This window comes from Burkholderia sp. BCC1972, assembly GCF_905339605.1.
Taxonomy (GTDB): domain Bacteria; phylum Pseudomonadota; class Gammaproteobacteria; order Burkholderiales; family Burkholderiaceae; genus Burkholderia.
This window is the reverse complement of the sequence record NZ_CAJPGH010000014.1, coordinates 107,245-128,959: the sequence shown is the minus strand read 5'-3', so window position 1 is coordinate 128,959 and position 21,715 is coordinate 107,245. Positions and strand designations below refer to the sequence as shown.

The following is a 21,715-nucleotide window of genomic DNA, read 5'->3' as shown; positions in this document are numbered from 1 at the left end:
GTCGGATCGGAGGAGGGCGCGAATGAATCGCATCTTGCCATATCGGGGCCACAGTACAAGCCGATGGCCTCGTTTATGCAACATGTTGCATAAACGGGATCGGTGAACTACCATCTGTGCAACTTGTTGCATAAAAATGGAGACACCGATGACATCCCGCTATCCGCATTTGACGACGCCGCTCGACCTGGGCTTCACGTCGCTCAGGAACCGCGTGTTGATGGGATCGATGCACGTCGGCCTCGAGGAAGCGCCGAACGGCTTCGAGCGGATGGCGGCGTTCTACGCGGAGCGCGCGCGAGGCGAGGCCGGCCTGATCGTCACGGGCGGATTCGCGCCGAACGAGCGCGGCCGCCCGGCACCCGGCGGCGCGCTGCTGACGACCGAGGCGGAAGCCGAACGCCATCGCGTCGTGACGCGCGCGGTGCAGGCGGAAGGCGGCAAGATCGCGCTGCAGATCCTGCATTTCGGACGCTACGCGTATCACCCGGCGCTGGCGGCGCCCAGCGCGCTGAAGGCGCCGATCAACCCGTTCACGCCGCATGCGTTGAGCAGCGACGAAGTCGACGAGACGATCGCCGATTTCGTGCGTTGCGCGGCGCTCGCGCAGCACGCGGGCTACGACGGCGTCGAGATCATGGGGTCCGAAGGATACCTGATCAACGAATTCATCGCCGCACGCACGAATCATCGCGACGACGCGTGGGGCGGCGCGTACGAGAACCGCATCCGCTTCGCGGTCGAGATCGTGCGGCGCGTGCGCGAGCGCGTCGGCACGCACTTCATCGTCATCTACCGGCTGTCGATGCTCGATCTCGTCGAAGGCGGCTCGACGCTGGACGAAGTAATCCGCCTCGCGCAGGCGATCGAGGCGGCCGGCGCGACGATCATCAACACCGGCATCGGCTGGCACGAGGCACGCATTCCGACCATCGCGACCAAGGTGCCGCGCGCCGCGTATGCGTGGGTGACGCGGCAGCTGATGGGCAAGGTCGGGATCCCGCTCGTCGCGACCAACCGGATCAACACGCCGGAAGTGGCCGAGCAGCTGCTCGCCGACGGCTATTGCGACATGGTGTCGATGGCACGGCCGTTCCTCGCCGATGCGGCGTTCGTGCGCAAGGCGCGGGAAGGGCGCGCGGACGAAATCAACACGTGCATCGGCTGCAACCAGGCGTGCCTCGACCATACGTTCAGCGGCAGGATCACGTCCTGTCTCGTGAATCCGCGCGCCTGCCATGAAACCGAGCTCGTGATCCGCCCCGCGCAGCAGCGCAAGCGCATCGCGGTGGTTGGCGCGGGGCCCGCGGGCCTCGGCTTCGCGGTCACGGCGGCCGAACGCGGTCATGCGGTGACGCTGTACGAAGCCGCTGCCGAGATCGGCGGCCAGTTCAATCTCGCGAAGAAGGTGCCAGGCAAGGAAGAGTTCAACGAGACGCTGCGCTATTTCCGCCGGCAGATCGAGCTGCGCGGCGTGACGCTGCACGTCGATACGCGTGCGACCGCCGAGATGCTGCTGCAGGGCGAATTCGACGAAGTGGTGATCGCGACGGGCATCGTGCCGCGCACGCCGCCGATCGACGGCATCGGGCATCCGAAGGCGCTCGGCTATCTCGACGTGCTGCGCGACGGCAAGGCCGTGGGCCGCAACGTGGCGATCGTCGGTGCCGGCGGCATCGGTTTCGACGTCGCGGAATATCTCGTGCATCGAGGCGACGGCGAGCACGTCGCCGCGGATCGGTTCTTCGCCGAGTGGGGTGTCGACCGGACCTATGCGAATGCCGGCGGTGTCGGCCGTGCCCGGCCCGAACCGGCGGCGCGCCACGTCCATCTGCTGCAGCGCAAGACGTCGAAGGTCGGCGACGGGCTCGGCAAGACCACCGGCTGGATTCACCGCACGGGGCTGAAGGCGCGCGGCGTCGGGATGTCGTCGGCGGTGACGTACCGGCGCATCGATGACGAAGGATTCCACGTGACGATAGACGGCGTCGAACAGACGCTGCCGGTGGACAACGTGATCATCTGCGCGGGGCAGGAGCCGTTGCGCGAGCTGGCCGTGCAACTGGAGGCGGCCGGATGCAAGGTTCACGTGATAGGCGGCGCGTGCGAAGCCGCCGAGCTCGATGCTAAGCGCGCGATTCACCAGGGCACGACGCTGGCCGCGACGCTTTGAGGCCGATTCGTTTCCTTTCCGTTCGATGTTTCAGGAGTCTACGAAGATGAATGCACCGACGCAGGTTCATCCCGCTGTCGCGAAGTCGCTCGATGCGTGGCACGTGATGGTTGCGAGCAAGGACTTTGGCGCGCTGGAGTCGATCGTCCACCCGGACGCCGTGTTTCGTTCGCCGATGGCGTTCAAGCCGTACGGGCCGGCGCCCGCGCTGTTGCTGGCGCTGCGCACGGTGATCACGATCCTCCAGGATTTCACGTATCACCGCCAGTTCGTCACCGACGACGGCAAGGGCGTCGTGCTTGAGTTCAGCGCAGCCGTCGACAGCAAGGCGTTGAAAGGGATCGACATGATCCGCTTCGACGACGACGGGCTGATTGTCGAGTTCGAGGTCATGATCCGGCCGTTCAACGCGCTGCAGGCGCTCGGCGCGGAAATGGGCGCGCGGCTCGGGCAGCAATTGCCGACGTTCAAGATCGGCGGCTGAGCGGGGCGGCGGCTACCGTGTAGCCGTTCCGCCGCCGCATGTCGTCACGCCCCGCGCCAGCCGCTCGACGAACCAGTCGCACACGAACGCGGTGCGCTCGGACGCGTGGTTGTAGATCGTGTGCGCGCTCGATTCCGGTTTCATGCGGGATGCCTCCTTGACGGGCTCATTCGTTGGTTTGCCGTGTGTGCGGCTCAGCGTGCGCTCGAGCCCGGCAGGTTGCAGTCGAAGGCATCCTGCAGCAGCGCGCGCAGGCCGTCCCGTTCGATCGGGCGCGGGTTCCAGTAAGGATTGGCCGCCGCGATATCGGCTGCGCGATCGAGATCGGCCTCCTGCATGCCGATCGCCTTCAACGAGACCGGCGCACCGTTGTCGAGCGCCAGCGCGTAGACGCCGCGCGCGGCGTCGTTCGTCCCGATCGCGCGGGCGATCCGCTGCATCGCGTCCGGCGCATGCGCCGCGTTGTACGCGAGCGCATGCGGCAGCACGACCGTGTGGGTCGGCGCGTGCGGCAGATTGAAGCTGCCGCCGAGCGTGTGACAGAGCTTGTGATGCAGCGCCATGCCGACATTGCCGAGTACCATCCCGCACAGCCACGCGCCGTAGAGTGCGTCGCCGCGCGCTCGGCATCCTGATCCAGCCGCTCTACATCGTCCATGACGACATCGTCGCGGGGAAGCTGGAGCCGGTGCTCACCGGCTGGCAACTGCCGGCGCTCACCGTCAACATCGCGTACCAGAGCCGCCGTCACCGGCCGGCGAAGATCCGCGTCTTCACCGAGTTCCCGATCGAGCGTTTCGAACGCCTCGGGCTCGCGCGCAAATGGAAGGAAATCGGCCGCTGATTGCAGGCCGGTACGGCGGCGGAAAGCTGACGAATTCCTGACGAATCAAGTTGATATATTGTATCATCTGAGGTTTTCGTCGCCGGCGCACGGCGATGACATCCAACCAAGATCGATACGACGTGACGAAATCCGGAAACCATCCGGCGCGCGGGGAGCGGCACCATGCCGCGCCGCGCCGGAACTCGGGCGCCTGGCGCGCACGCGCGGCGCGCAGCTGCACGGCGCTGCTCGGCTGCGCGATGGCCACGTCCGGCGCGCTGGCCGCCGAAGCCGCGGTACCCATGACGGACGACCGGCACGCGCTGCCGGCCATCAAGGTCACAGCGTCATCCGCGCCGGTGGATCCGCTGACGCAGCCGCTCGAAACGGGCTCGCGGCTCGGGCTGGCCAGCCTCGATACACCCGCGAGCGTCGAAACCGTTACGGCCGCCACGATCGAGGCCCGCGGCGATCGCACGGTGCTCGACGCGGTCACGCGCACGGCCGGCTTTTCGAGTGCGATGGCGCCGGGCAACGGTGGCACCGCCTTGAGCGTGCGCGGTTTCAGCGGACAGGAATCGGTGACGACGCTGCTCGACGGCGTGCGGCTGATGCCGGCGGCCGGCACGATCACGTTTCCGTTCGATACGTGGTCGGTCGAGCGCATCGAGGTGCTGCGCGGCCCCGCGTCGGTGCTGTACGGCGAAGGCGCGATCGGCGGCGTCGTGAACGTGGTGCCGAAGCGGCCGCAGCGCACGCGCGAGACGACGCTGCAGGCAGGTGTCGGCCCCGACGGCGCGAAGCGCCTTGCGTTCGATACGACGGGCGCACTCGGCCCGCAGGCGTCATACCGTTTCTACGCAAGCGATGCGCGCGCGAACGGCCTCGCCGAACGGGCCGATGCGCACACGACGGCCATCGGCGGCGCATTGAAATTCGACGTGAGCCCGCAGCTCACGCTGACGCTCGACTACGACTACGGCCGCCAGATGCCGGCCACGTACTACGGCGAGCCGGCACCGAACGGCGTGCTCGATCCGTCGCTGCGCAAGCTCAACTACAACGTCGGCGACGCGACGATGGCGTATTACGACCAGTGGACGCGCCTGTCGGCGAGCTACCGGCCCGCGGCCGGCGTGACGATCGACAACCAGCTCTACTACCTGACGTCGAACCGCCACTGGCGCAATGCGGAGTCGTACGCGCTCGACCGGGCGACGGGCCTGGTCACGCGCAGCGACTATCTCGACATCGGCCATCACCAGCGGCAGATCGGCGACCGGCTGAGCGCGCGCTTCGACGGCACGCTGTTCGGCCGTGCGAACCGCTTCGTCGTCGGCACGGAGTTCAGCCAGATCACGTTCAGCGGCACCAACAACTCGCCATACGGCGGCGAATCGACGGTGCCCGCGCACGGCTTCGATCCCGGTACATTCACGAGCCCCGACCCGACGGTGCCGCAGTTCAGCACGCGCGCAAGGCAGGCCGCGGTGTTCGCGGAGAACCGGCTCGAAGTGCTGCCGCGGCTCGCGTGGGTGAGCGGCCTGCGCTACGACCACATCGCTTTCAGCCGCGAGCAGGCGGCGACCGGCGCGGGCTTCGACAAGCGCTTCGCGAACGTCGGCTGGCGCACCGGCTTCGTGTTCGAAGTCACACCGACTTTTAGCGCGTACGCGCAGTACACGACGGGTGCGGAGGGGCTCGGCTCGCTCGTGACGCTGTCCGCGTCGCAGGCGAACTACCGGCTCGCGACCGGCGAGCAGTGGGAGGCCGGACTCAAGCAGACGCTGCTCGACGGCCGCGCGTACTGGACCTTCGCCGTGTACGACATCACGAAGCGCAACCTGCTCAGTACCGATCCGTTCAATCCGGCGCTGCGCCGGCAGGTCGGCCGGCAATCGTCACGCGGCGTCGAGCTGACGGGCGGTGCGCGGCTGCCGCACGGCTGGACGATCGATGCGAACGTCGCGCTGCTGCGCGCTCGCTACGACGAATTCAACCAGGCTGCCGGCGGCGCGACGGTATCGCGGGCCGGCAACGTGCCGTCCAACGTGCCGCAGCAGACCGCGAACCTGTGGCTCGGCTGGGCGTTCGCCGAGCGCTGGCAGGCGAATGCGGGCGTGCGCTACGTCGGCGCGACCTACGGCGACGATGCGAACCGCCTGCAGGTGCCGTCGTACACGGTATTCGATGCGTCGCTGCGCTGGCAGTCGACATCGCGCACCGAGCTTGCGCTGTATCTGCGCAATCTCGCGAACCGCACGTACGCGGTGACGACGTCGAACGGCGGCGAGCAATGGCTGCTCGGCCCGTCGCGCTCGGCGGAGCTCGTCGCGACGATGCGCTTCTAGTGCGGCGCGACGTGCATCCCGTCACCCACATGCTCGACATCGAACGCGTGAGCTGGTCTCCCGGCGGTGCGATCGACGTGCTCGATTCGGTGACGCTGACGGTTGCCGAAGGCGAGTTCGTCGGGCTGGTCGGCCCGAACGGCAGCGGCAAGACGAGCCTGCTGCGCTGCATATTCCGCTACGCGCGGCCCGACGCGGGCAGTGTTGCGCTCGATGCGCAGGACGTATGGCGCATGCGGCCGCGCGCGGTTGCGCAGCGCATCGCGGTGCTGCAGCAGGAGACGCCGGACGATTTCGGGCTGACGGTCGACGAACTGGTCGGCATGGGCCGCACGCCGCACAAGCGACCATTCGAGGCGGAGTCGGCCGACGATCGCCGGATCGTCGAAACCGCGCTGCACGACGTCGGCCTCGTCGAGCGCCGCGCGCAACGCTTCGCGTCGCTGTCGGGTGGCGAGAAGCAGCGTGCGCTGCTGGCCCGCGCGCTTGCCCAGCAGCCCGAACTGCTGCTGCTCGACGAACCGACCAATCATCTCGACCTGCGTCACCAGCTCGAACTGCTTGCACGCGTGCGCCGCCTCGGCATCGCGACGCTCGCGACGATTCACGACCTCAATCTCGCGGCCGCGTACTGCGACCGGCTCCACGTGCTCGCGCACGGCCGGGTCGTCGCGTCCGGCGCACCCGGCGACGTGCTGACCGAAGCGCTGCTGCGCGACGTGTTCGGCGTTGCCGTGCTCGTCGACCGGCATCCCGTCTCGGGCCGGCCGCGCATCACGCCGCTCCATCCGGAATGACCGCCATGCCGTTTCCAGTGTCCTTTGTCGCACGCCGGCTGCTTGCCGCCGCCGTGCTCGGCTGCGCCGCCGCTCACGCCGGCGCCTATCCCGTCACCGTGCGCAGTTGCGACCGCGACGTGACGTTCGAGCGCGCGCCGACGCGCGCGGTCAGCAACGACGTCAACCTGACCGAGATGATGCTCGTGCTCGGCCTGAAGGACCGGCTCGTCGGCTATACGGGCATCGGCGGCTGGAAGACGGGCACCGCGCGCGTACGCGACGCATTGCGCGGCGTCCCCGAACTGGCGAGCCAGTATCCGTCGCTCGAGGTGCTGGCCGCCGCGCGCGCCGACTTCTATCTCGCGGGCTGGAACTACGGGATGCATGTCGGCGGCCCCGTGACGCCCGCGACGCTCGCGCCGTTCGGCATTCGTGCCTATGAGCTGACCGAATCGTGCTCGCATGTGATGAAGCAATCGGCCGCGTCGTTCGACGACGTGTTCCGCGACCTGAACAATCTCGGCCGGATCTTCGGCGTCGACGCGCGCGCCGCGCAGGTCGTCGCCGCAATGCGTGCGCGGCTCGCGGCGGTGTCGCGCGCGATCGGGCAGCCGGCGCCGCTGCGCGTGTTCGTCTACGACAGCGGCACCGACAAGCCGATGACCGCGGGCGGGCTCGCGATGCCGACCGCGTTGCTCGCGGCGGCCGGCGCGCGCAACGTGATGGACGACCTGCCGCGCAGCTGGACGCAGGTGAGCTGGGAGAGCGTGGTCGCGCGCGATCCGCAGGCGATCGTGATCGTCGACTATTCGGCGGTGACGGCCGCGCAGAAGCAGCAGTTCCTGCTGAGCCAGCCGGCGCTCGCGCGCGTGGCTGCGATCCGCGACCGGCGCTTCGTCGTGATTCCGTACGATGCGGCGACGCCGGGGCCCGAGAACGTCGCGGCTGTCGAGACGCTCGCGCGTGCGCTGTATCCGGCCGCGTTCACCGGGCCGGTGCGATGAGCCTGCGCAGACGGGCGTCGCGACCCGGCATGCGCGTCGTGCTGCCGGCGCTGGCCGTGCTGCTGATCGTGTCGATCGTCGTATCGGCCGCGTTCGGTCCGGCGCAGATTTCGATGCCGGCCGCGGTGCGAGTCGTCGTCACGCACATCGCGTCGGCGTTCGGCGGCGCCGGCGCGTTCGCGGCGGGCGCGGGCGACGACAGCATCGTGTGGCTGATCCGGATGCCGCGCGCGCTGCTGGCCGCGATCGTCGGCGCGACGCTGGCGGCGGTCGGCGTCGCGTTGCAGGCGGCCACCGCGAATCGCCTGGCCGATCCGCACCTGCTCGGCGTGAGCGCGGGCGCGATGCTCGGCGCCGTCGCGGTCACGGTGATGGTCGGCGCGGCGTTCGGCCCGTTCACGCTGTCGGCCGCTGCGTTCGCGGGTGCGCTCGCGGCAACCGCGTGCGTCGTCGCGCTCGCTCACCGCGGCGGCCGGCTCGAATCGGACCGGCTGCTGCTCGCGGGCGTGTCGGTGTCGTTCATGATGGCCGCGCTCGGCAACCTGTTGCTGTATCTCGGCGACCAGCGTGCCGCGTCATCGGTGCTGTTCTGGATGCTCGGCGGCGTCGGGCTCGCACGCTGGGACTTGCTGCCGGTGCCGGCCGTGTGCGCGGTGCTCGCCGGCGGTGCGCTGTACGCGCGACGGCGCGAACTGAATGCGCTGATGTCGGGCGATGTCGCCGCGGCGTCGCTCGGCGTGCCGAGCGCGTGGATGCGGCGCGAGGTGTTCGTCGTCGCATCGTTCGCGACGGGCGCGATGGTCGCGGTGAGCGGTGCGATCGGCTTCGTCGGGCTCGTGACACCGCATCTGTGCCGGCGCGTCGTCGGCGCCGAGCACGGCCGGCTGCTGCCGGTCGCCGCGCTGACGGGTGCGATCCTGCTCGTGTGGGCCGATGTCGCGGCCCGCACGCTCGCGGCGCCGGAGGATTTGCCGATCGGCATCGTCACCGCGCTGTTCGGCAGCCTGTTCTTCGTTGCGTTGCTGCGCCGCCGCTGAGCGGCGCAATCCCGTCACGTCCGGTCAGGCGAGGACAGGGTGGCGGCCTGCCGTGCCTGTCATCGCAACGGCGCGGCCGTGCGCTTGCCTTCGCCGGGCGTGGCGACACGTGAATCGGTGCCTGTGACGTCGAACAGGCGGTCCGGCAGTGTCAGCGCGGGCAGCGTGATGACGAAGCGTGCGCCGCCGAGCGGCGAATCCTCGAGCCGCACGTCGCCGCCGTGCACCTGCGCGACGCGCCGCACGATCGCGAGCCCGAGCCCGAAGCCGCCGGTCTGCCGGTCGCGGCTGGAGTCGAGCCGCTGGAACGGTTCGAACACGCGTGCGCGTTCGGCGGCCGGAATGCCGGGGCCGTCGTCGTCGACGCTGAGCACGAGCGCGCCGGTCGCGTCGCTGGCGGCGGCCAGCAGGACCGTGTGCGACGCATAGCGTGCGCCGTTGCGGATCAGGTTCAGCAGCGCGCGGGCGACGAGCTTCGGATCGCACACGTGGGTCGCGGGCGCAGCGTGCGCCGACACGTCGAGCGTGATCCCGCGATCGGCGACATCGTTCGCGACGTTGCCGGCGACGCTGTCGATCAGCGCATCGACGACGATCTCCATCGGCGCGAGTTCGCTCGCACCCTGTTCGAGCCGGCCGATCGTCAGCAGCTCGGTGACGAGTTCGTCGAGTTCGCGCACGTCGCGCCGCAGCGCGTCGCGGCGTTCGCGCATCCGCCCCGTTTCGTCGGGCTCGGCAAGCAGCGCGAGCCCGAATTCGAGCCGGGCGAGCGGCGTCTTCAGTTCATGCGAGATGCCGTGCATCATTTCGCGCTGCTGCTTGATCGACGCCTCGATGCGCCCGGCCATGTCGTTGAACTGCTTCGACAGCTCGTAGATGTTCGACTTGCCCGACAGCTTCATGCGCGTCGACAGCGTGCCCGCGCCGAATGCGCGCGCGGCATCCTGCAGCCTGCGAATGTCGCGCCAGTGATAGTGAATCCACAGCGCTACCGCAAACAGCGCCGCGAGCGCGAGCAACAGGTACGCATAGATCCGGATGTCGAGGTCCGGCGGCTCGATCGGGCGCGCGTGCAGCACGGAGCCGTCCGCGAGCGGCATGTAGTAATCCTTGCCGTTGTAGCTGATCGCGATCCTGCCGGCATCGAGATCGCGCAGCGGCGCGCCGCTCAGTTGTGCACGCGCGTCGGCCATCGACATGAAGCCGAATCCTTCGTTGCCGTGCAGTGCGAGTTCGCGCAGCGCGAGCTCGCGCTGCGCGCCCGGATGGCGCTCGAGGTAGTCGTTCAGCACGAACGAATAGGTCGTCAGCGAGTCGCGCTGCGCCTGCGCGACGCGTTCGTAGAAGATCCGGTCGAACGCCAGCTGGATGAACATGATCGACGCGGCGACGCATACGATCACGATGAGGTACAGCCTGAGCAACGGGCGCAGCATTTATTCGTCCCACGCGGAAGGGCTGAACAGATAGCCGCGACCCCAGATCGTCTTGATCTTGTGCGGCTCCGATGATGCATCCTCGAACCGGCGGCGCAGCTTCGAGATGCCCGAGTCGACCGAGCGATCGAGTCCGTCGAATTCGATCCCGCGCAACTGCTTCAGGATGTCGTCGCGGCTCAGCACGGTGCCGGCCGCGCGCGCGAGGATCAGCAGCAGGTTGAATTCGGCCGTCTTCAGGTCGACCGGCTCGCCGCGCCACGTGACGGTGCGGTTCGGCGGCGAGATCGTCAGTTCGCCGAACACGAGTGCTTCCGGCGCGGCGACGGGCGCTTCGGAGGCAGCCGGCTGCGCGCGGCGCAACAGCGCACGGGCGCGCGCGACGAGCACGCGCGGCTCGATCGGCTTCGTCACGTAATCGTCGGCACCGGTCTCGAGGCCCGCAACCTGGTCGTAGACGTCAGCGCGCGCGGTCAGGATCAGCACGGGGACGTTGGTGAACGCGCGGATGCGCCGGCAGACTTCCATCCCGTCGAGGTTCGGCAGCATCAGGTCGAGGATCACGAGGGCCGGCTGGTGCTCGCGCACGGCCGCGACGGCGAGGTCGCCGCGCCGCACGACCGTCACCGCGAATTCGTAGCCGTCGAGATATTCGCGGACGAGCTGCGCGAGACGGTCGTCGTCCTCGATCAGCAGCACACGGTATTTGAGCGGGTCTTCGTTCATGGTCTCCTCAAGGGGCACGCGCCATCTCGCACCTGGCAGGCTGATGGAGCGGCGCGGCACGCGAATTCTATCCGGCGTAGCGGAGGGCGGGGGAGCAGGGCGACAATCTCGAACAATCGAACACAATTGCGCACAGATTCGCCGCACATTCAGGACAGTCTCGGCGCAAGGCGGCACCTAGACTGCGGGCTCCGTCACTCATATCTCAATATTGTGCGCCCATCACTTCGCCGCTACCGCTATTGCATGCCGCTCGCCGGCCTGACCCTCGCCGCTGCCGCCCACGCGGAAAACCAGTATTCGTTGTCGTTCGGCGGTGGAGTTGCACCGCGCTACCAGGGCAGCAAACAGTATCGCGGCGTCGTTGCGCCGTCGTTTTCCGCCACGTTCGGCAACGGCTTCTTCGTCGACAGCACGCAGGGCGCCGGCTACCGGCTGGACCTGCCGCACGGCGTGTTCGTGTCGGCGGCCGTGAACTACGACCCGGGCCGCGCGGACGAGAACCGCTTCGACCTGCCGGGCTCCGACTACCTGAAGGGCATGGGCCGGATTCCGGGCTCGGTGCTCGTCGGCGTGCGCGCCGGCGTGACGCTCTTCAATGCGGCGGAACTGAGCGTCACGATCGATACGCCGGTGACGCACACGTCGCGCGGCGTGTCGGGGCACGTGGATCTCGCGGTGCCGGTGTTCAAGACCGCACAGCACGAGATCATCGTGACGGGCACCGTGCACGCGGGCTCGGGGCGCTACACGCAGACGTTCTACGGCGTGACCGACGCGCAGTCGATGACGAGCCGGTTCCGGCCGTATTCGGTGAGCGGCGGGATCGACAGCGCGTCGATGGCGCTCGCATGGAACTGGACGCTGTCGCAGCACTGGTCGGTACTTGCGACGGGCGGCGTGACGCGGCTGCTCGGCCGCTCCGGCGACAGCCCGATCGTCCAGTCGCGCAGCAACTATTACGGGATGGCGGGCGTGACGTACAAGTTCTGAGCGGCCGGCGTGATGCGCGCGCTCCGTACAGGGAGCACGACTTCGCCGCGGATCGTTGCGGTAACATGACGGCGGCCCGCCTTCGGCTTCGGGATCAGCCCGTCGAGGTGACGGTGCGAAGCCGATTCGACACGAGCGGATCGCGCAATACGGTGCGTTACCGGCCGGTGGCGCGCGGAACCCGTCATGGATCCAGCGCCCGGTGTGTGCGCGCATCCCGCGCCTGCTGCGCTGGGCCGCGACACGGAGAAAACGATGAAGAACACGATCGCGATGCTCGTTGCACTCGTTGCTGGTGCAACTTTGTCAGGATGTGCCGACATGGACACGAAGCACCCCAACGCCACCGCCGGCGGCGCGGCTCCGATCCCCGCGCAGGTGTGCAAGGCGGACGCCACGCCAGACGACGCGCTGATCGGCAAGACCGAGGCCGAAGCGACCGCGCTGCTCGACGGTTGCCTGTGGCGCGTGCTCGAGCGCGACGGCAAGTCGTTGCCGGGCACGATGGATTATCGGCAGGAGCGCCGCGACCTCGGTATTCGCGACGGGAAAGTGATCTGGGTGCGGCGGGGGTGACGGTCGGCGTCGCGTTATCTGCGCGTGTATTTCAGGAAGAACGGCACGGCCGAACTGCAATGGGTGGACGACATGAACGCGCCTGAACTGCGGCCGACCGCGGACCAGTGAGCGCCGCGCCGCGCGTGCGATCGGACGCGCGTTACTTCGAGATGTACCACAGCGCGTCCGCGCTGGCGCGCGACGGCTGAGCGGCCGCGGCCGGTGCTTGAGCCGGCGTGGGCGGCGGCGTGTTCGACGTGATGGCTGTCGGCAGCGTGGCGGGAACGTTCGCGGTCGAAGGCGAGGCCGCCGCGGTTCCCGACGTCGACGGCGTATTCAGGTACCACAGCGCATCGGCCGACGCCGTGCGTTTCGCTGCCGTATCGGGTGCCGTGTTCTTCGCCGCATTCGCGGCCGTACTGGCCGCCTTCTTCGATGCCGAGGCCGATGCCCCGGCCGTCGCCATACCGGCCGTACCTGTCGTGCCGCCCTGCGCGGTCATGCCTGCGGCCGCCGCACCACGTTGCGCACGCGCCTCGAACGGCCCGAGCTGGAAGATCAACGTTTGCGCGGGACGCGTGAGGACGGCATACGGAAACTGCAGCTCCCACGACATCAGCACGCGCCCGCTCGACGTCTCGGTGAAGATCGCCGGCACGTGCTTCATGTCGCTGAACTGCACGTAGACTCGCGCGCCGTCGTCGAATACCTGGGTCGGCTTCGCCTGGTCCGCACCCGTGACCGTCCAGCCGAAGTTGTACGAGCCGGCCGGGCCGGCGGGGCCGCCCTGCGGCGGCGGGGGCGGCGGGGCCGACGATATCGTGCGCGGACGCGTGACCGGCGGCGCGGACACGCTCAGGCTCGCGAACGGGTTGTACGCCTCGGCCTGTTGCGGCGGCGTAAAAGAGGGGGGCAGGATAGGCATGGGAGTATCGGGCGAATCCGGCATGGTCCGGATTGCATCATAGACCTTGCGCGCATACGCGAGGCGCTTGTCTGGCGAGGCGGAGTTATATGCGCCGATCGCGTTCCAGTTGGGGCCGAGCTGGCGGATGTTCTGCGACAGGATCCACGCACCGACATACGCGTTCGTGCACGCATCGAACAGGCTTTCCCGCGTGATGCCCTCGCGCGCGAGCGTCGGCAGCCACGTGCTGTTGATCTGCATCAGCCCGATGTCGACCGTGCCGTTCGTGTTCGTGTTGACGGCGCGCGGATTCATCCCCGATTCGACCTGCGCGATGCCGCGCATCAGGCTGACGCTCACGTGCTGGAACGCGGCCGCGTCGTCGAGGCAATCGGCCCGCGCGACGCCGTGCAGCGCGCACGACATCGCGATCGCCGAGGCGATTTTCAGCGTTTCGCGGCTGATCGAACGGGTTGTATGACGCGGCATGGCAGGTTGGGGCGGAATCCGGCCGCCCGGTGCAAGGAAATTACGCAGACGCGAAGTGTGCCATAGCGCGGACGCAAATGGCTCGCGTCAAACTTTCCTTTGCATTTGTGCTCGCGTTAGCCACGCATTTTTATCGCGTCGGACCACGCGGCCTGACGACGCCCGATCGGTAAAAATGGCTGGATTTTCGATGAATACCGGTGCGATCACAGCTATCGGGACCTGACGCATTGCGTCAGTCGCGCCGTAAGCACGGGATTGAATGGTGTGAACGGGATTTCACCGGGCAATCCTTGCGCGGCTCGAATAAAAGCGGCAAAGAACAACGGCGACCGAAGCCGCCGCGTGCGCAATGCGGATGCGACCGGCCTGCGCCGTGCGCAGCCGGCCGTTTCACATCAGAAGCGGTGACGCAGCCCGAGGTTGACCATCGTCTGCGAACTCGTCCCCGCATAACCGTACGAACCGATCGACGCCTGCGCGGCCATCGAGCCGCCCTTGCCGTCGCCGGTCTGGCCGCTCGCATGCTGGTACGCGGCGGTCAGGTAGACGTCGGTGCGCTTCGACAGGTTGTAGTCGGCGCCGGCCGAGACCTGGTGATAGGTGGCCGACGTGTCGCCGCCCGAGCGCGTGTAGCTGTAGCCGACACCGACCAGCAGCCCATTCGTCGCCTGGTAGTTCACGAAGCCTTGCCCCGTGTTGTAGTGCTCGTTCGAGCCGAACGCCGAACTGGCGTCGCGGCGGTACTGCGCGTTGCTGTAGCCGAGGCCGAACGTGAACGGTCCGGCGACGTACTGGCCCGCGACGCGCGCGATGCCGATCGAGTGGGCGCTCGCATAGCCGTTGTTGATCGGGCCGTCGAACGTGCCGTCCGACGAGCTGGTCCAGCCGGTGCGCAGGCCGTTCGACGCGGGGCTGTTGGACGCATGGAAGTAGCCGCCCGCGACGCTGAACGGGCCGTTGTTGTACGACACGGCGGCCGAGTACGACTGCGCGGCGCCCGTGCTGCCGGCAATGCCGCCGAACGAGTACATCGTCGAGAACTGCAGGCCCGAATAGACGGGCGACGTGTACTTCACCGCGTTGTCGACGCGAAAGCTGTTGTCGTAGTTGTCGACGTCGCCCGGCGTCGCGAACACGCTGCCCAGGTAGTTGTCGGCGGTGATGCCCTGCACGAGATCGACGAGCGGATCGTACTGGCGGCCGAACGTGAGCGTGCCGTAGCGGTCGCTCGTCAGGCCGACGAACGCCTGACGGCCGAACATGCGGCCACCCTGGCCCAGCCGGCCGTTGCTCGGGTCGAAGCCGTCCTCGAGCTGGAACAGCGCCTTCAGCCCGCCGCCGAGATCCTCGGTGCCTTTCACGCCCCAGCGGCTGCCGGCCAGGTTGCCCGCGCTGCTGTTGCCGAGCATCCACGCATTGTCCTTGCCCTGCGCATGGTTCACGTAGGTGATCGACGTGTCGATCACGCCGTACAGCGTGACGCTCGATTGCGCATGTGCGACCGGAATCGCCGCGAATGACGCGACCGAAATCAGCGAGAGGGTCGTGCGTTTCATTTCATCTCCTTGCGCATTGCGCTCGTGTTCGTGATCCGGAATGGCAGGAGACTACAGAGCCGCAATAAAACGGCAAAAATGAAATTCTCTTTTGTGGTCTGACGCAGACAGAGGCGTCCTCCGAAACGAATTATTGAGGGATTTGAATTATTGATGGTCGCGTATCAATGGGTTGTCATTTCGCGATTTGTTCATTGCGTCTTGCATATCCCGTGACAATCGCGCGCAATCGATGGGGGAATGGCGACGGTCCGAATATTGTTATTGATCCGTCAAATAATTATTGAATGAATTGAATTGGCCGCGATGTGACGGGTGTGTTAGGGACGTATCGTCCGCGGCCGGCACCGGCATCGCGGCGTCGCCATCACGCCGCACCTGATCATGGCTGCGCGCACCGGCGCGCATCAAACCGGGGGCCCAGGCTTACTTTTGTATATAATAATCATTCTCATTTACAGAATCGTTGACGCCTGCGCACCCGGAACCCGGCCATGTCCGCTGACAAGCTGTCCCTCCATCGAGAAATCGACGCCCTCTATGCCGGCCACCACGCGTGGCTGCGCGGTTGGCTGAGCCGGAAGCTCGGCTGCGCGCACCGCGCGGCCGATCTCGCGCACGACACCTTCATGCGCCTGCTTGCACGCGACGAGCCGATCGGCGCCGACGAGCCGCGCGCGTTCCTGACGACGGTCGCGCAGCGCGTGCTGAGCAATCACTGGCGGCGCGAGCAGATCGAGCGGGCGTATCTAGACGTGCTGGCGCAGCGCCCCGAAGCGTATGCGCCGTCGCCGGAAGAGCGGGCCGTCGTGCTCGAGACGCTGCTCGAAATCGATCGACTGCTCGACGGCCTGCCGCTCGCGGCGAAGCGTGCGTTCCTGCTCGCGCAGCTCGACGGGCTCACGCAGGCCGAGATCGCGCGTGAACTCGGCGTGTCGCTCGCGACGGTGAAGCGTCATCTCGTGAAGGCCGGCACGCAGTGCTTCTTCGCGATGGCGGCCTGACCGATGGCCGCTCCACGCGCACCGTCGGTGCCACCGCACGTTGCACGCCGCGCAGTCGAATGGTGGGTCGACCGGCAGTCCGGCCGCACCGACGACGCATTCGCCGCTGCGCTCGCGCGCTGGCGCGCGGAGGATCCGTCGCACGATGCGGCATGGCGTCATATCGAAACGATGCAGGGCCGCTTCGGCCGGCTCGCGGCCGGGCTCGACCCGCAGGCCGCGCACGCGGCGCTGCTGCCGCCGCGGGCGGGCCGCCGCCGCGCGGCCGTCAAGGCGCTGGCTGTGCTGCTGTTCGCGGGCGGTGCCGCATGGATGGCCGAGCCCGCGCGGCGCGCGGCGATCTGGCCGGCCGACCTGCGCACGGCGGTGGGTGAGCAGCGCACGGTGACGCTCGCGGATCGTACGGTCGTCGTGCTCGATACCGACTCGGCGCTCGACGTGGATTTCGACGACGCAGCGCGCCGCCTGCGCCTGCTGCGCGGCACGATCATGGTGACGAGCGGGCATGACGAGCGCGTCCCCGCGCGGCCGCTCGTCGTCGCGACCGCGCAAGGCGAGTTGCAGCCGCTCGGCACGCGCTTCGCGGTACGGCAGCGCGACGGCGCGACACGCGTCGAAGTGTTCGCCGGCGCGGTGCGCGTGCAGCCGGGCGACGCGACGGCCGGCACGCGCGTGATCGCGGCGGGAGAGGGCGCGGACTTCACGCGCGATGCGATCGGCGTGCCGGCGCCGCTCGATCCGAATGCGTCCGCGTGGACGGGCGGCATGCTCGTCGCGTCGCGCATGCGGCTGGCCGACCTCGTCGCCGAGCTCGACCGTTATCGGCGCGGCAGCCTGCGCTGCGATGCGGCCGTGGCCGACCTGCGTGTGTCGGGCACCTATCCGCTCGACGATCCCGCACGCGTGCTCGACACGCTGAAGGCGACGCTGCCGATCGACGTCCACTACCTGACGCGCTACTGGGCGACGGTCGTGCCGGCCCGTTCGTGAGTTCGTCGAAAAATATTTCCGCCGACCTGAGCTGTTTCTCGATGTTCGCGTGACATGGGTATTGAAAGCAGCACTGGCCCATCGTCCACCGACTCTCCGATCATGGTTTCCATCCGTCTCACGTATCGGCGCCGTCCGGCGCCCGCCCGTCATCTGCCGCGCGCGGCCGCGCCGGGCCGTCTTGCCAGCAGGCTGGCCGGCGCGGTCCTGCTGTCGGCGCTGCTGCCGCTGCCCGCGCTGGCCGACACCGACGCCGATGCGGCGCCCGCCGCGCAGCGCGCGCCGCGCCGCACATTCGACATTCCGGCCGGCGCGCTCGAAGCGGCGTTGAACCGGTTCGGGCGCGAGGCGGGCATCCTGCTCGCGTTTCCGGCCGACATGGCAACGGGCCTGACGAGCGGCGGCGTACATGGCCGGTTCGACATCGACGGCGCATTCGATCGCCTGCTGGCCGGCACGGGGCTCGTCGCGCTGCGCCAGCCGGGCGGCGGCTACACGCTGATGCGCGCGGACGGTTCGGCGGCGCGGCCCGTGGCGGCAGACATCGCACCGGCCGCCGAGCTGCCCGCGATCAACGTGCGCTCCAGCGCGTTGCGTGCCGAAAGCTATCGCGCGCCGAAGGAAGCCGGCGTGCTGCGCTCGGAGATTCCGCTGCTCGACACCGCGCAGGCCGTCAACATCGTGCCCGCGCAAGTGTTGCGCGACCAGCGTCCGCGCAATCTCGACGACGCGCTCGGCAACGTGAGCGGCATCACGCAGGGCAACACGCTCGCGGGTACGCAGGACACGATCATGAAGCGCGGCTTCGGCGGCAACCGCGACGGCTCGATCATGCAGAACGGCATGCCGCTCGTGCAGGGCCGTGCGTTCAACGCGGCGGTCGACAGCGTCGAGGTGCTGAAGGGGCCGAGCTCGCTGCTGTACGGTCTGATGGATCCGGGCGGCATGATCAACGTCGTCACCAAGCAGCCGCAGCTCGTGCGCTACAACGCGATTTCGCTCGGCGCGTCGACGTTCGGGCACGGCAAGAACGGCGGCAGCGCAACGTTCGATTCGACGGGGCCGATCGGCGATTCGCGGCTCGCATACCGGCTGATCGTCGACCAGTCGAACGAGCAGTACTGGCGCAATTTCGGCGAGAACCGGCAGACCTTCGTCGCGCCGTCGCTCGCGTGGTACGGCCGCGATACGCAGGTCGCGGTGTCCTACCAGTACCGCAAGTTCCACTCGCCGTTCGATCGCGGCACCGCGCTCGATCCGCGCACCAATGCACCGCTCGACATTCCCGCGCGGCGGCGGATCGACGAGCCGTTCAACAACATGGACGGCGAATCGCATCTCGCGCAACTGACCGTCGATCACCAGTTCAATGCGGACTGGAGCGCGCATTTCGGCTACAGCTACAACCGTGAGACCTACGACGCGAACCAGCTGCGCACGACCGGCGTCGATCCGGTGAAGGGCACGATGACGCGCAGCAACGATGCGACGCACGGTTCGCTCAGCACCGACAGCTACGGGGTCGGCTACGTGAACGGCAAGCTGACGCTCGCGGGGATGCGTCACGACGTGCAGGTGGGTTTCGATACCGAATACCGCCGCATCTATCGCAAGGACATGCTGCGCCAGGCCGTGAAGACGCCGTTCAACTACATCGATCCGGTGTACGGGCTGCTGCCGCCGTCGAGCACGGTATCCGCGAGCGACAGCGACCAGACCGACACGCTGCACGATGCGTCCGCGTTCTTCCAGGACACCATTCACCTGACCGACAAGTGGATCGTGTCGGGCGGCCTTCGCTACATCACGTACAACCAGGTCGCGGGGCGCGGCCGGCCGTTCACGGCGAACACCGACCTGAGCGGCTCGAAGTGGCTGCCGCGCGCGGGCATCGTCTACAAGTGGACCGATACGTTCTCGCTGTACGGCAGCTATTCGCAGTCGCTGAAGCCGTCGTCGTCGATCGCGCCGATGACGGGCTACATCATCGACGGCGCGACGCCGCCCGAGGAAGCGACCGCGTGGGAAGTGGGCGGCAAGCTCGACCTGCCGGGCGGGCTGACGGGCACGCTCGCGCTGTTCAACATCGACAAGAAGAACGTGCTCGTGTCGCAGTACAACGACGCGACGAAGCTGACCGACTGGCGCACGTCGGGCAAGGCGCGCTCGCGCGGTGTCGAGCTCGACGTGTCGGGCAAGATCGGCGAACGCGTGAACGTGATCGCGAGCTACGCGTACATCGACGCGAAGACGACCGAGGATCCGCTGTATGCAGGCAACCAGCTGTGGAACGTCGCGCGCCACACGGCGTCGCTCGCGGCCGTCTACGACTTCGGCACGATGATCGGCGGCGACGACCTGCGCGTCGGCGCGGCCGCGCGCTATGTCGGCGCGCGGCCCGGCGATTCGGCGAACAGCTTCACGCTGCCATCGTACGTGCTCGCCGACGCGTTCGCGACCTACGACACGCGGATCGGCAAGCAGAAGCTGTCGTTCCAGCTCAACGTGAAGAACCTGTTCAACCGCACGTACTACCCGTCGAGCGCGAATCGCTACTTCGTCGCGATCGGCGATGCGCGACAGGTATCGCTGCTGACCACGCTGCAGTTCTGACCACGCAATCGCCGCGCGGCCGGTGCGCCGGCGCGCGGTTTTGGAGAAGATCCGGATGACCCTGAAGATGAAGACCGGCGCCGCGCGCGCCGTTGCCGGTGGCGGCGGTGCACGGCGCCGCGCATTGCGCGCGATCGCGGGCTCGGTGCTCGCACTGTCCGCGGGCGTTGGCGTCGGCGTATCGGCGCCTGCGTTCGCCGCCGATGCGCCGCCGGCCGTCACGCGCGTCGCGATGCTCGTGCAGTTGCGCGGCCCGAACCTGAAGGTCGACGAACGCATCGGCCAGCACCTCGGCGAACGCGGCTACGCGGTGCGCCTGATCGACGAGTCGGCCACACCCGATGCGGCGCGCGACGCCGACCTGGTCGTGATCTCGTCGACGGTGTCGTCGAAGAACGTGCGGCCCGGCTGGCGCACGCTCGACAAGCCGCTCGTCACATGGGAAAACGACCTGCTCGACGATCTCGCGATGACGGGCAAGCGGCACGACGTCGATTTCGGCGAAACGGGCAAGGAGCGCTACCTGTGGCTCGTCAACGCGCCGCATCCGATTGCGGCCGGCTTGCCGGCCGGCGCAACCAACGTGTACGGCAAGCAGGCGCCGATGAGCTGGGGCAAGCCGGGGCTCGGCGCGATCACGATCGCGACCGTGTACGGACAGCCCGACAAGGCCGCGGTCTTCGCGTACGAGAAGGGCGCGACGATGGACTACGAGGCGCTCGCACCGGCACGCCGCGTGATGTTCTTCCTCGACAACGACACGTTCACGAACCTGTCGCCGGCCGGCGTTGCGCTGTTCGACGCGGCCGTCGACTGGGCAGCCGGGCGGCGTTGAGTGCCCACGCGCCGGTCAGGCGGGACGCGACGGCACGCCGATCCGCGCCGCCGTTTCGATCAGCTGCGCGAGCTGTTGTGCCGGTTCCGGCATCGTGTGCCGTGCGCGATGCACGAGCCCGATGTCGCGATGGAACGTGTGCGGTCCGAGGTCGATCGCGCGCACGCCGGCCGGCCAGCGGCGATACACGGCCGTCTGCGGCACGATCGCGATGCCGACGCCGTTTTCGACGAGCTTGACGATCGCATCGAGCTCGTCGAGTTCGCAGGTGTCGCGTACCGCGATGTGCATCTTGCGCAGGAAGCGATCGACCTGGCGGCCGCCGAACGACGCACGATCGTAGCGCACGAACGGTTCGCTCGCGAGCAGTTCGGCCCAGTCCTTGCCCTTCACGCCGCGCGGCACGATCAGCCGGAACGGCTCCTGCATGAGCGTCGTCCAGTGCAGGTCGCTTTGCAGCGAAAACGGCGGGCGAATGATCGCGGCCATGTCGATCTCGCCCGTATCGACCCGGTTCACCAGCTCGATAGACAGCCCGGGGATCACGCGCGTCCGGCACGCGGGATGCCGGCGATGGAACTCGGCCAGCGCGGCCGGCAGCAGCGCGCCCTGCACCGACGCGATCGCGCCGATCGTCACGCGCACGGCGGCCGGCGAGCCGGGCGCCGTCGAGCTCAGGTTCTCGTACAGGCCGATCAGCGCCTGCGCCTGGTCGAGCACGTGATGACCCCTGTCGTTGAGCCGCGCCGACCGGCCTTGCCGGTCGAACAGCGCGAAGCCGAGCTCGGCCTCGAGACGCTGCATTTGCGCGCTGACGGCGGCCTGCGTGAGCCCGATACGGTTGCCGGCGGCGGCGAACGTGCCTTCCCGGGCGACGGCGACGAGGGTTTTCAGCTCGCGGATCATTCATCAATTCCGTTTGTGAATCGCGAAAGTATATATTGATTTAAT

18 protein-coding genes and 2 pseudogenes are annotated in these 21,715 nt (G+C 68.1%); 13 read left to right on the top strand and 7 right to left on the bottom strand.

Annotated elements, in window-relative coordinates:
- The first annotated feature begins 148 nt into the window (after positions 1-148).
- Both U5798_RS20765 and U5798_RS20760 read left to right on the top strand, forming a co-directional pair.
- On the top strand, positions 149-2,173 hold the full coding sequence (locus U5798_RS20765) for an NADPH-dependent 2,4-dienoyl-CoA reductase (RefSeq protein ID WP_322083039.1): 2,025 nt from the start codon (positions 149-151) through the stop codon (positions 2,171-2,173).
- Between the two features lie 46 nt (positions 2,174-2,219).
- The gene (locus tag U5798_RS20760; RefSeq protein ID WP_124453863.1) at positions 2,220-2,657 is read left to right on the top strand and encodes a nuclear transport factor 2 family protein; all 438 of its coding nucleotides are present in this window, start codon (positions 2,220-2,222) and stop codon (positions 2,655-2,657) included.
- A gap of 12 nt (positions 2,658-2,669) precedes the next feature.
- Here the strand turns inward: U5798_RS20760 and U5798_RS20755 are convergent, their stop codons facing one another.
- Both U5798_RS20755 and U5798_RS20750 read right to left on the bottom strand, forming a co-directional pair.
- Positions 2,670-2,801 (bottom strand): hypothetical protein, encoded by a 132-nt coding sequence (locus U5798_RS20755; protein WP_260434929.1) that lies wholly within the window; start codon positions 2,799-2,801, stop codon positions 2,670-2,672.
- A 50-nt stretch (positions 2,802-2,851) separates the two neighbouring features.
- Positions 2,852-3,280, bottom strand: a pseudogene (locus U5798_RS20750) (iron-containing alcohol dehydrogenase); the annotation flags it as partial.
- On the opposite strand from U5798_RS20750, the pseudogene U5798_RS20745 reads away from it, so the two are divergent.
- From U5798_RS20745 to U5798_RS20725, 5 genes and pseudogenes are all read left to right on the top strand, one after another.
- Positions 3,247-3,501: pseudogene (locus U5798_RS20745) on the top strand (LysR substrate-binding domain-containing protein); the annotation flags it as partial. The pseudogenes U5798_RS20750 and U5798_RS20745 sit on opposite strands and share 34 nt — an antisense overlap.
- Positions 3,502-3,743: 242 nt before the next feature.
- The gene (locus U5798_RS20740) at positions 3,744-5,834 is read left to right on the top strand and encodes a TonB-dependent siderophore receptor (RefSeq protein WP_322083080.1); all 2,091 of its coding nucleotides are present in this window, start codon (positions 3,744-3,746) and stop codon (positions 5,832-5,834) included.
- 29 nt (positions 5,835-5,863) lie between these two features.
- The gene (locus U5798_RS20735; protein WP_322083079.1) at positions 5,864-6,631 is read left to right on the top strand and encodes an ABC transporter ATP-binding protein; all 768 of its coding nucleotides are present in this window, start codon (positions 5,864-5,866) and stop codon (positions 6,629-6,631) included.
- On the top strand, positions 6,628-7,617 hold the full coding sequence (locus tag U5798_RS20730; protein ID WP_322083038.1) for an ABC transporter substrate-binding protein: 990 nt from the start codon (positions 6,628-6,630) through the stop codon (positions 7,615-7,617). The genes U5798_RS20735 and U5798_RS20730 overlap by 4 nt, the downstream gene beginning before the upstream one ends.
- On the top strand, positions 7,614-8,654 hold the full coding sequence (locus U5798_RS20725) for an iron ABC transporter permease (protein ID WP_322083037.1): 1,041 nt from the start codon (positions 7,614-7,616) through the stop codon (positions 8,652-8,654). Before U5798_RS20730 ends, U5798_RS20725 begins: the two co-directional genes overlap by 4 nt.
- Positions 8,655-8,713: 59 nt before the next feature.
- Here the strand turns inward: U5798_RS20725 and U5798_RS20720 are convergent, their stop codons facing one another.
- Positions 8,714-10,090 (bottom strand): ATP-binding protein, encoded by a 1,377-nt coding sequence (locus tag U5798_RS20720; protein ID WP_322083036.1) that lies wholly within the window; start codon positions 10,088-10,090, stop codon positions 8,714-8,716.
- Entirely contained in the window at positions 10,091-10,816 is a 726-nt protein-coding gene (locus U5798_RS20715; protein ID WP_322083035.1) for a response regulator, read from the bottom strand. It abuts the gene before it with no gap.
- A 246-nt stretch (positions 10,817-11,062) separates the two neighbouring features.
- On the opposite strand from U5798_RS20715, the gene U5798_RS20710 reads away from it, so the two are divergent.
- Positions 11,063-11,809: a MipA/OmpV family protein gene (locus U5798_RS20710; RefSeq protein ID WP_322083034.1), complete on the top strand. Its 747-nt coding sequence runs from the start codon at positions 11,063-11,065 to the stop codon at positions 11,807-11,809.
- 255 nt (positions 11,810-12,064) lie between these two features.
- Positions 12,065-12,385: a hypothetical protein gene (locus U5798_RS20705; protein WP_322083033.1), complete on the top strand. Its 321-nt coding sequence runs from the start codon at positions 12,065-12,067 to the stop codon at positions 12,383-12,385.
- A gap of 142 nt (positions 12,386-12,527) precedes the next feature.
- Here U5798_RS20705 and U5798_RS20700 read toward each other — a convergent pair whose 3' ends face one another.
- Both U5798_RS20700 and U5798_RS20695 read right to left on the bottom strand, forming a co-directional pair.
- Positions 12,528-13,763 (bottom strand): transglycosylase SLT domain-containing protein, encoded by a 1,236-nt coding sequence (locus U5798_RS20700; RefSeq protein ID WP_322083032.1) that lies wholly within the window; start codon positions 13,761-13,763, stop codon positions 12,528-12,530.
- 398 nt (positions 13,764-14,161) lie between these two features.
- Positions 14,162-15,322, bottom strand: coding sequence for a porin (locus U5798_RS20695; RefSeq protein ID WP_322083031.1), 1,161 nt, complete (start codon positions 15,320-15,322; stop codon positions 14,162-14,164).
- A 494-nt stretch (positions 15,323-15,816) separates the two neighbouring features.
- On the opposite strand from U5798_RS20695, the gene U5798_RS20690 reads away from it, so the two are divergent.
- From U5798_RS20690 to U5798_RS20675, 4 genes are read left to right on the top strand one after another with little or no spacing between them, the layout of a single operon-like run.
- Positions 15,817-16,326: a sigma-70 family RNA polymerase sigma factor gene (locus U5798_RS20690; protein ID WP_124453847.1), complete on the top strand. Its 510-nt coding sequence runs from the start codon at positions 15,817-15,819 to the stop codon at positions 16,324-16,326.
- A 3-nt stretch (positions 16,327-16,329) separates the two neighbouring features.
- Positions 16,330-17,316 (top strand): FecR domain-containing protein, encoded by a 987-nt coding sequence (locus U5798_RS20685; RefSeq protein ID WP_322083030.1) that lies wholly within the window; start codon positions 16,330-16,332, stop codon positions 17,314-17,316.
- Positions 17,317-17,370: 54 nt separating this feature from the next.
- Complete coding sequence (locus U5798_RS20680) at positions 17,371-19,929, top strand: TonB-dependent receptor (protein ID WP_322083029.1); 2,559 nt, start codon at positions 17,371-17,373, stop codon at positions 19,927-19,929.
- Between the two features lie 55 nt (positions 19,930-19,984).
- Positions 19,985-20,764 (top strand): hypothetical protein, encoded by a 780-nt coding sequence (locus tag U5798_RS20675; protein WP_322083028.1) that lies wholly within the window; start codon positions 19,985-19,987, stop codon positions 20,762-20,764.
- A 15-nt stretch (positions 20,765-20,779) separates the two neighbouring features.
- Here the strand turns inward: U5798_RS20675 and U5798_RS20670 are convergent, their stop codons facing one another.
- Complete coding sequence (locus U5798_RS20670) at positions 20,780-21,670, bottom strand: LysR family transcriptional regulator (RefSeq protein ID WP_322083027.1); 891 nt, start codon at positions 21,668-21,670, stop codon at positions 20,780-20,782.
- Positions 21,671-21,715 lie beyond the last annotated feature (45 nt).

Excerpts from the sequence above, each read along its gene's own strand:
- U5798_RS20765 (WP_322083039.1), top strand. The coding sequence starts at position 149 with ATGACATCCCGCTATCCGCATTTGACGACGCCGCTCGACCTGGGCTTC.
- U5798_RS20760 (WP_124453863.1), top strand. The coding sequence starts at position 2,220 with ATGAATGCACCGACGCAGGTTCATCCCGCTGTCGCGAAGTCGCTCGAT.
- U5798_RS20755 (WP_260434929.1), bottom strand. The coding sequence starts at position 2,801 with ATGAAACCGGAATCGAGCGCGCACACGATCTACAACCACGCGTCCGAG.
- U5798_RS20740 (WP_322083080.1), top strand. The coding sequence starts at position 3,744 with ATGGCCACGTCCGGCGCGCTGGCCGCCGAAGCCGCGGTACCCATGACG.
- U5798_RS20735 (WP_322083079.1), top strand. The coding sequence starts at position 5,864 with ATGCTCGACATCGAACGCGTGAGCTGGTCTCCCGGCGGTGCGATCGAC.
- U5798_RS20730 (WP_322083038.1), top strand. The coding sequence starts at position 6,628 with ATGACCGCCATGCCGTTTCCAGTGTCCTTTGTCGCACGCCGGCTGCTT.
- U5798_RS20725 (WP_322083037.1), top strand. The coding sequence starts at position 7,614 with ATGAGCCTGCGCAGACGGGCGTCGCGACCCGGCATGCGCGTCGTGCTG.
- U5798_RS20720 (WP_322083036.1), bottom strand. The coding sequence starts at position 10,090 with ATGCTGCGCCCGTTGCTCAGGCTGTACCTCATCGTGATCGTATGCGTC.
- U5798_RS20715 (WP_322083035.1), bottom strand. The coding sequence starts at position 10,816 with ATGAACGAAGACCCGCTCAAATACCGTGTGCTGCTGATCGAGGACGAC.
- U5798_RS20710 (WP_322083034.1), top strand. The coding sequence starts at position 11,063 with ATGCCGCTCGCCGGCCTGACCCTCGCCGCTGCCGCCCACGCGGAAAAC.
- U5798_RS20705 (WP_322083033.1), top strand. The coding sequence starts at position 12,065 with ATGAAGAACACGATCGCGATGCTCGTTGCACTCGTTGCTGGTGCAACT.
- U5798_RS20700 (WP_322083032.1), bottom strand. The coding sequence starts at position 13,763 with ATGCCGCGTCATACAACCCGTTCGATCAGCCGCGAAACGCTGAAAATC.
- U5798_RS20695 (WP_322083031.1), bottom strand. The coding sequence starts at position 15,322 with ATGAAACGCACGACCCTCTCGCTGATTTCGGTCGCGTCATTCGCGGCG.
- U5798_RS20690 (WP_124453847.1), top strand. The coding sequence starts at position 15,817 with ATGTCCGCTGACAAGCTGTCCCTCCATCGAGAAATCGACGCCCTCTAT.
- U5798_RS20685 (WP_322083030.1), top strand. The coding sequence starts at position 16,330 with ATGGCCGCTCCACGCGCACCGTCGGTGCCACCGCACGTTGCACGCCGC.
- U5798_RS20680 (WP_322083029.1), top strand. The coding sequence starts at position 17,371 with ATGGGTATTGAAAGCAGCACTGGCCCATCGTCCACCGACTCTCCGATC.
- U5798_RS20675 (WP_322083028.1), top strand. The coding sequence starts at position 19,985 with ATGACCCTGAAGATGAAGACCGGCGCCGCGCGCGCCGTTGCCGGTGGC.
- U5798_RS20670 (WP_322083027.1), bottom strand. The coding sequence starts at position 21,670 with ATGATCCGCGAGCTGAAAACCCTCGTCGCCGTCGCCCGGGAAGGCACG.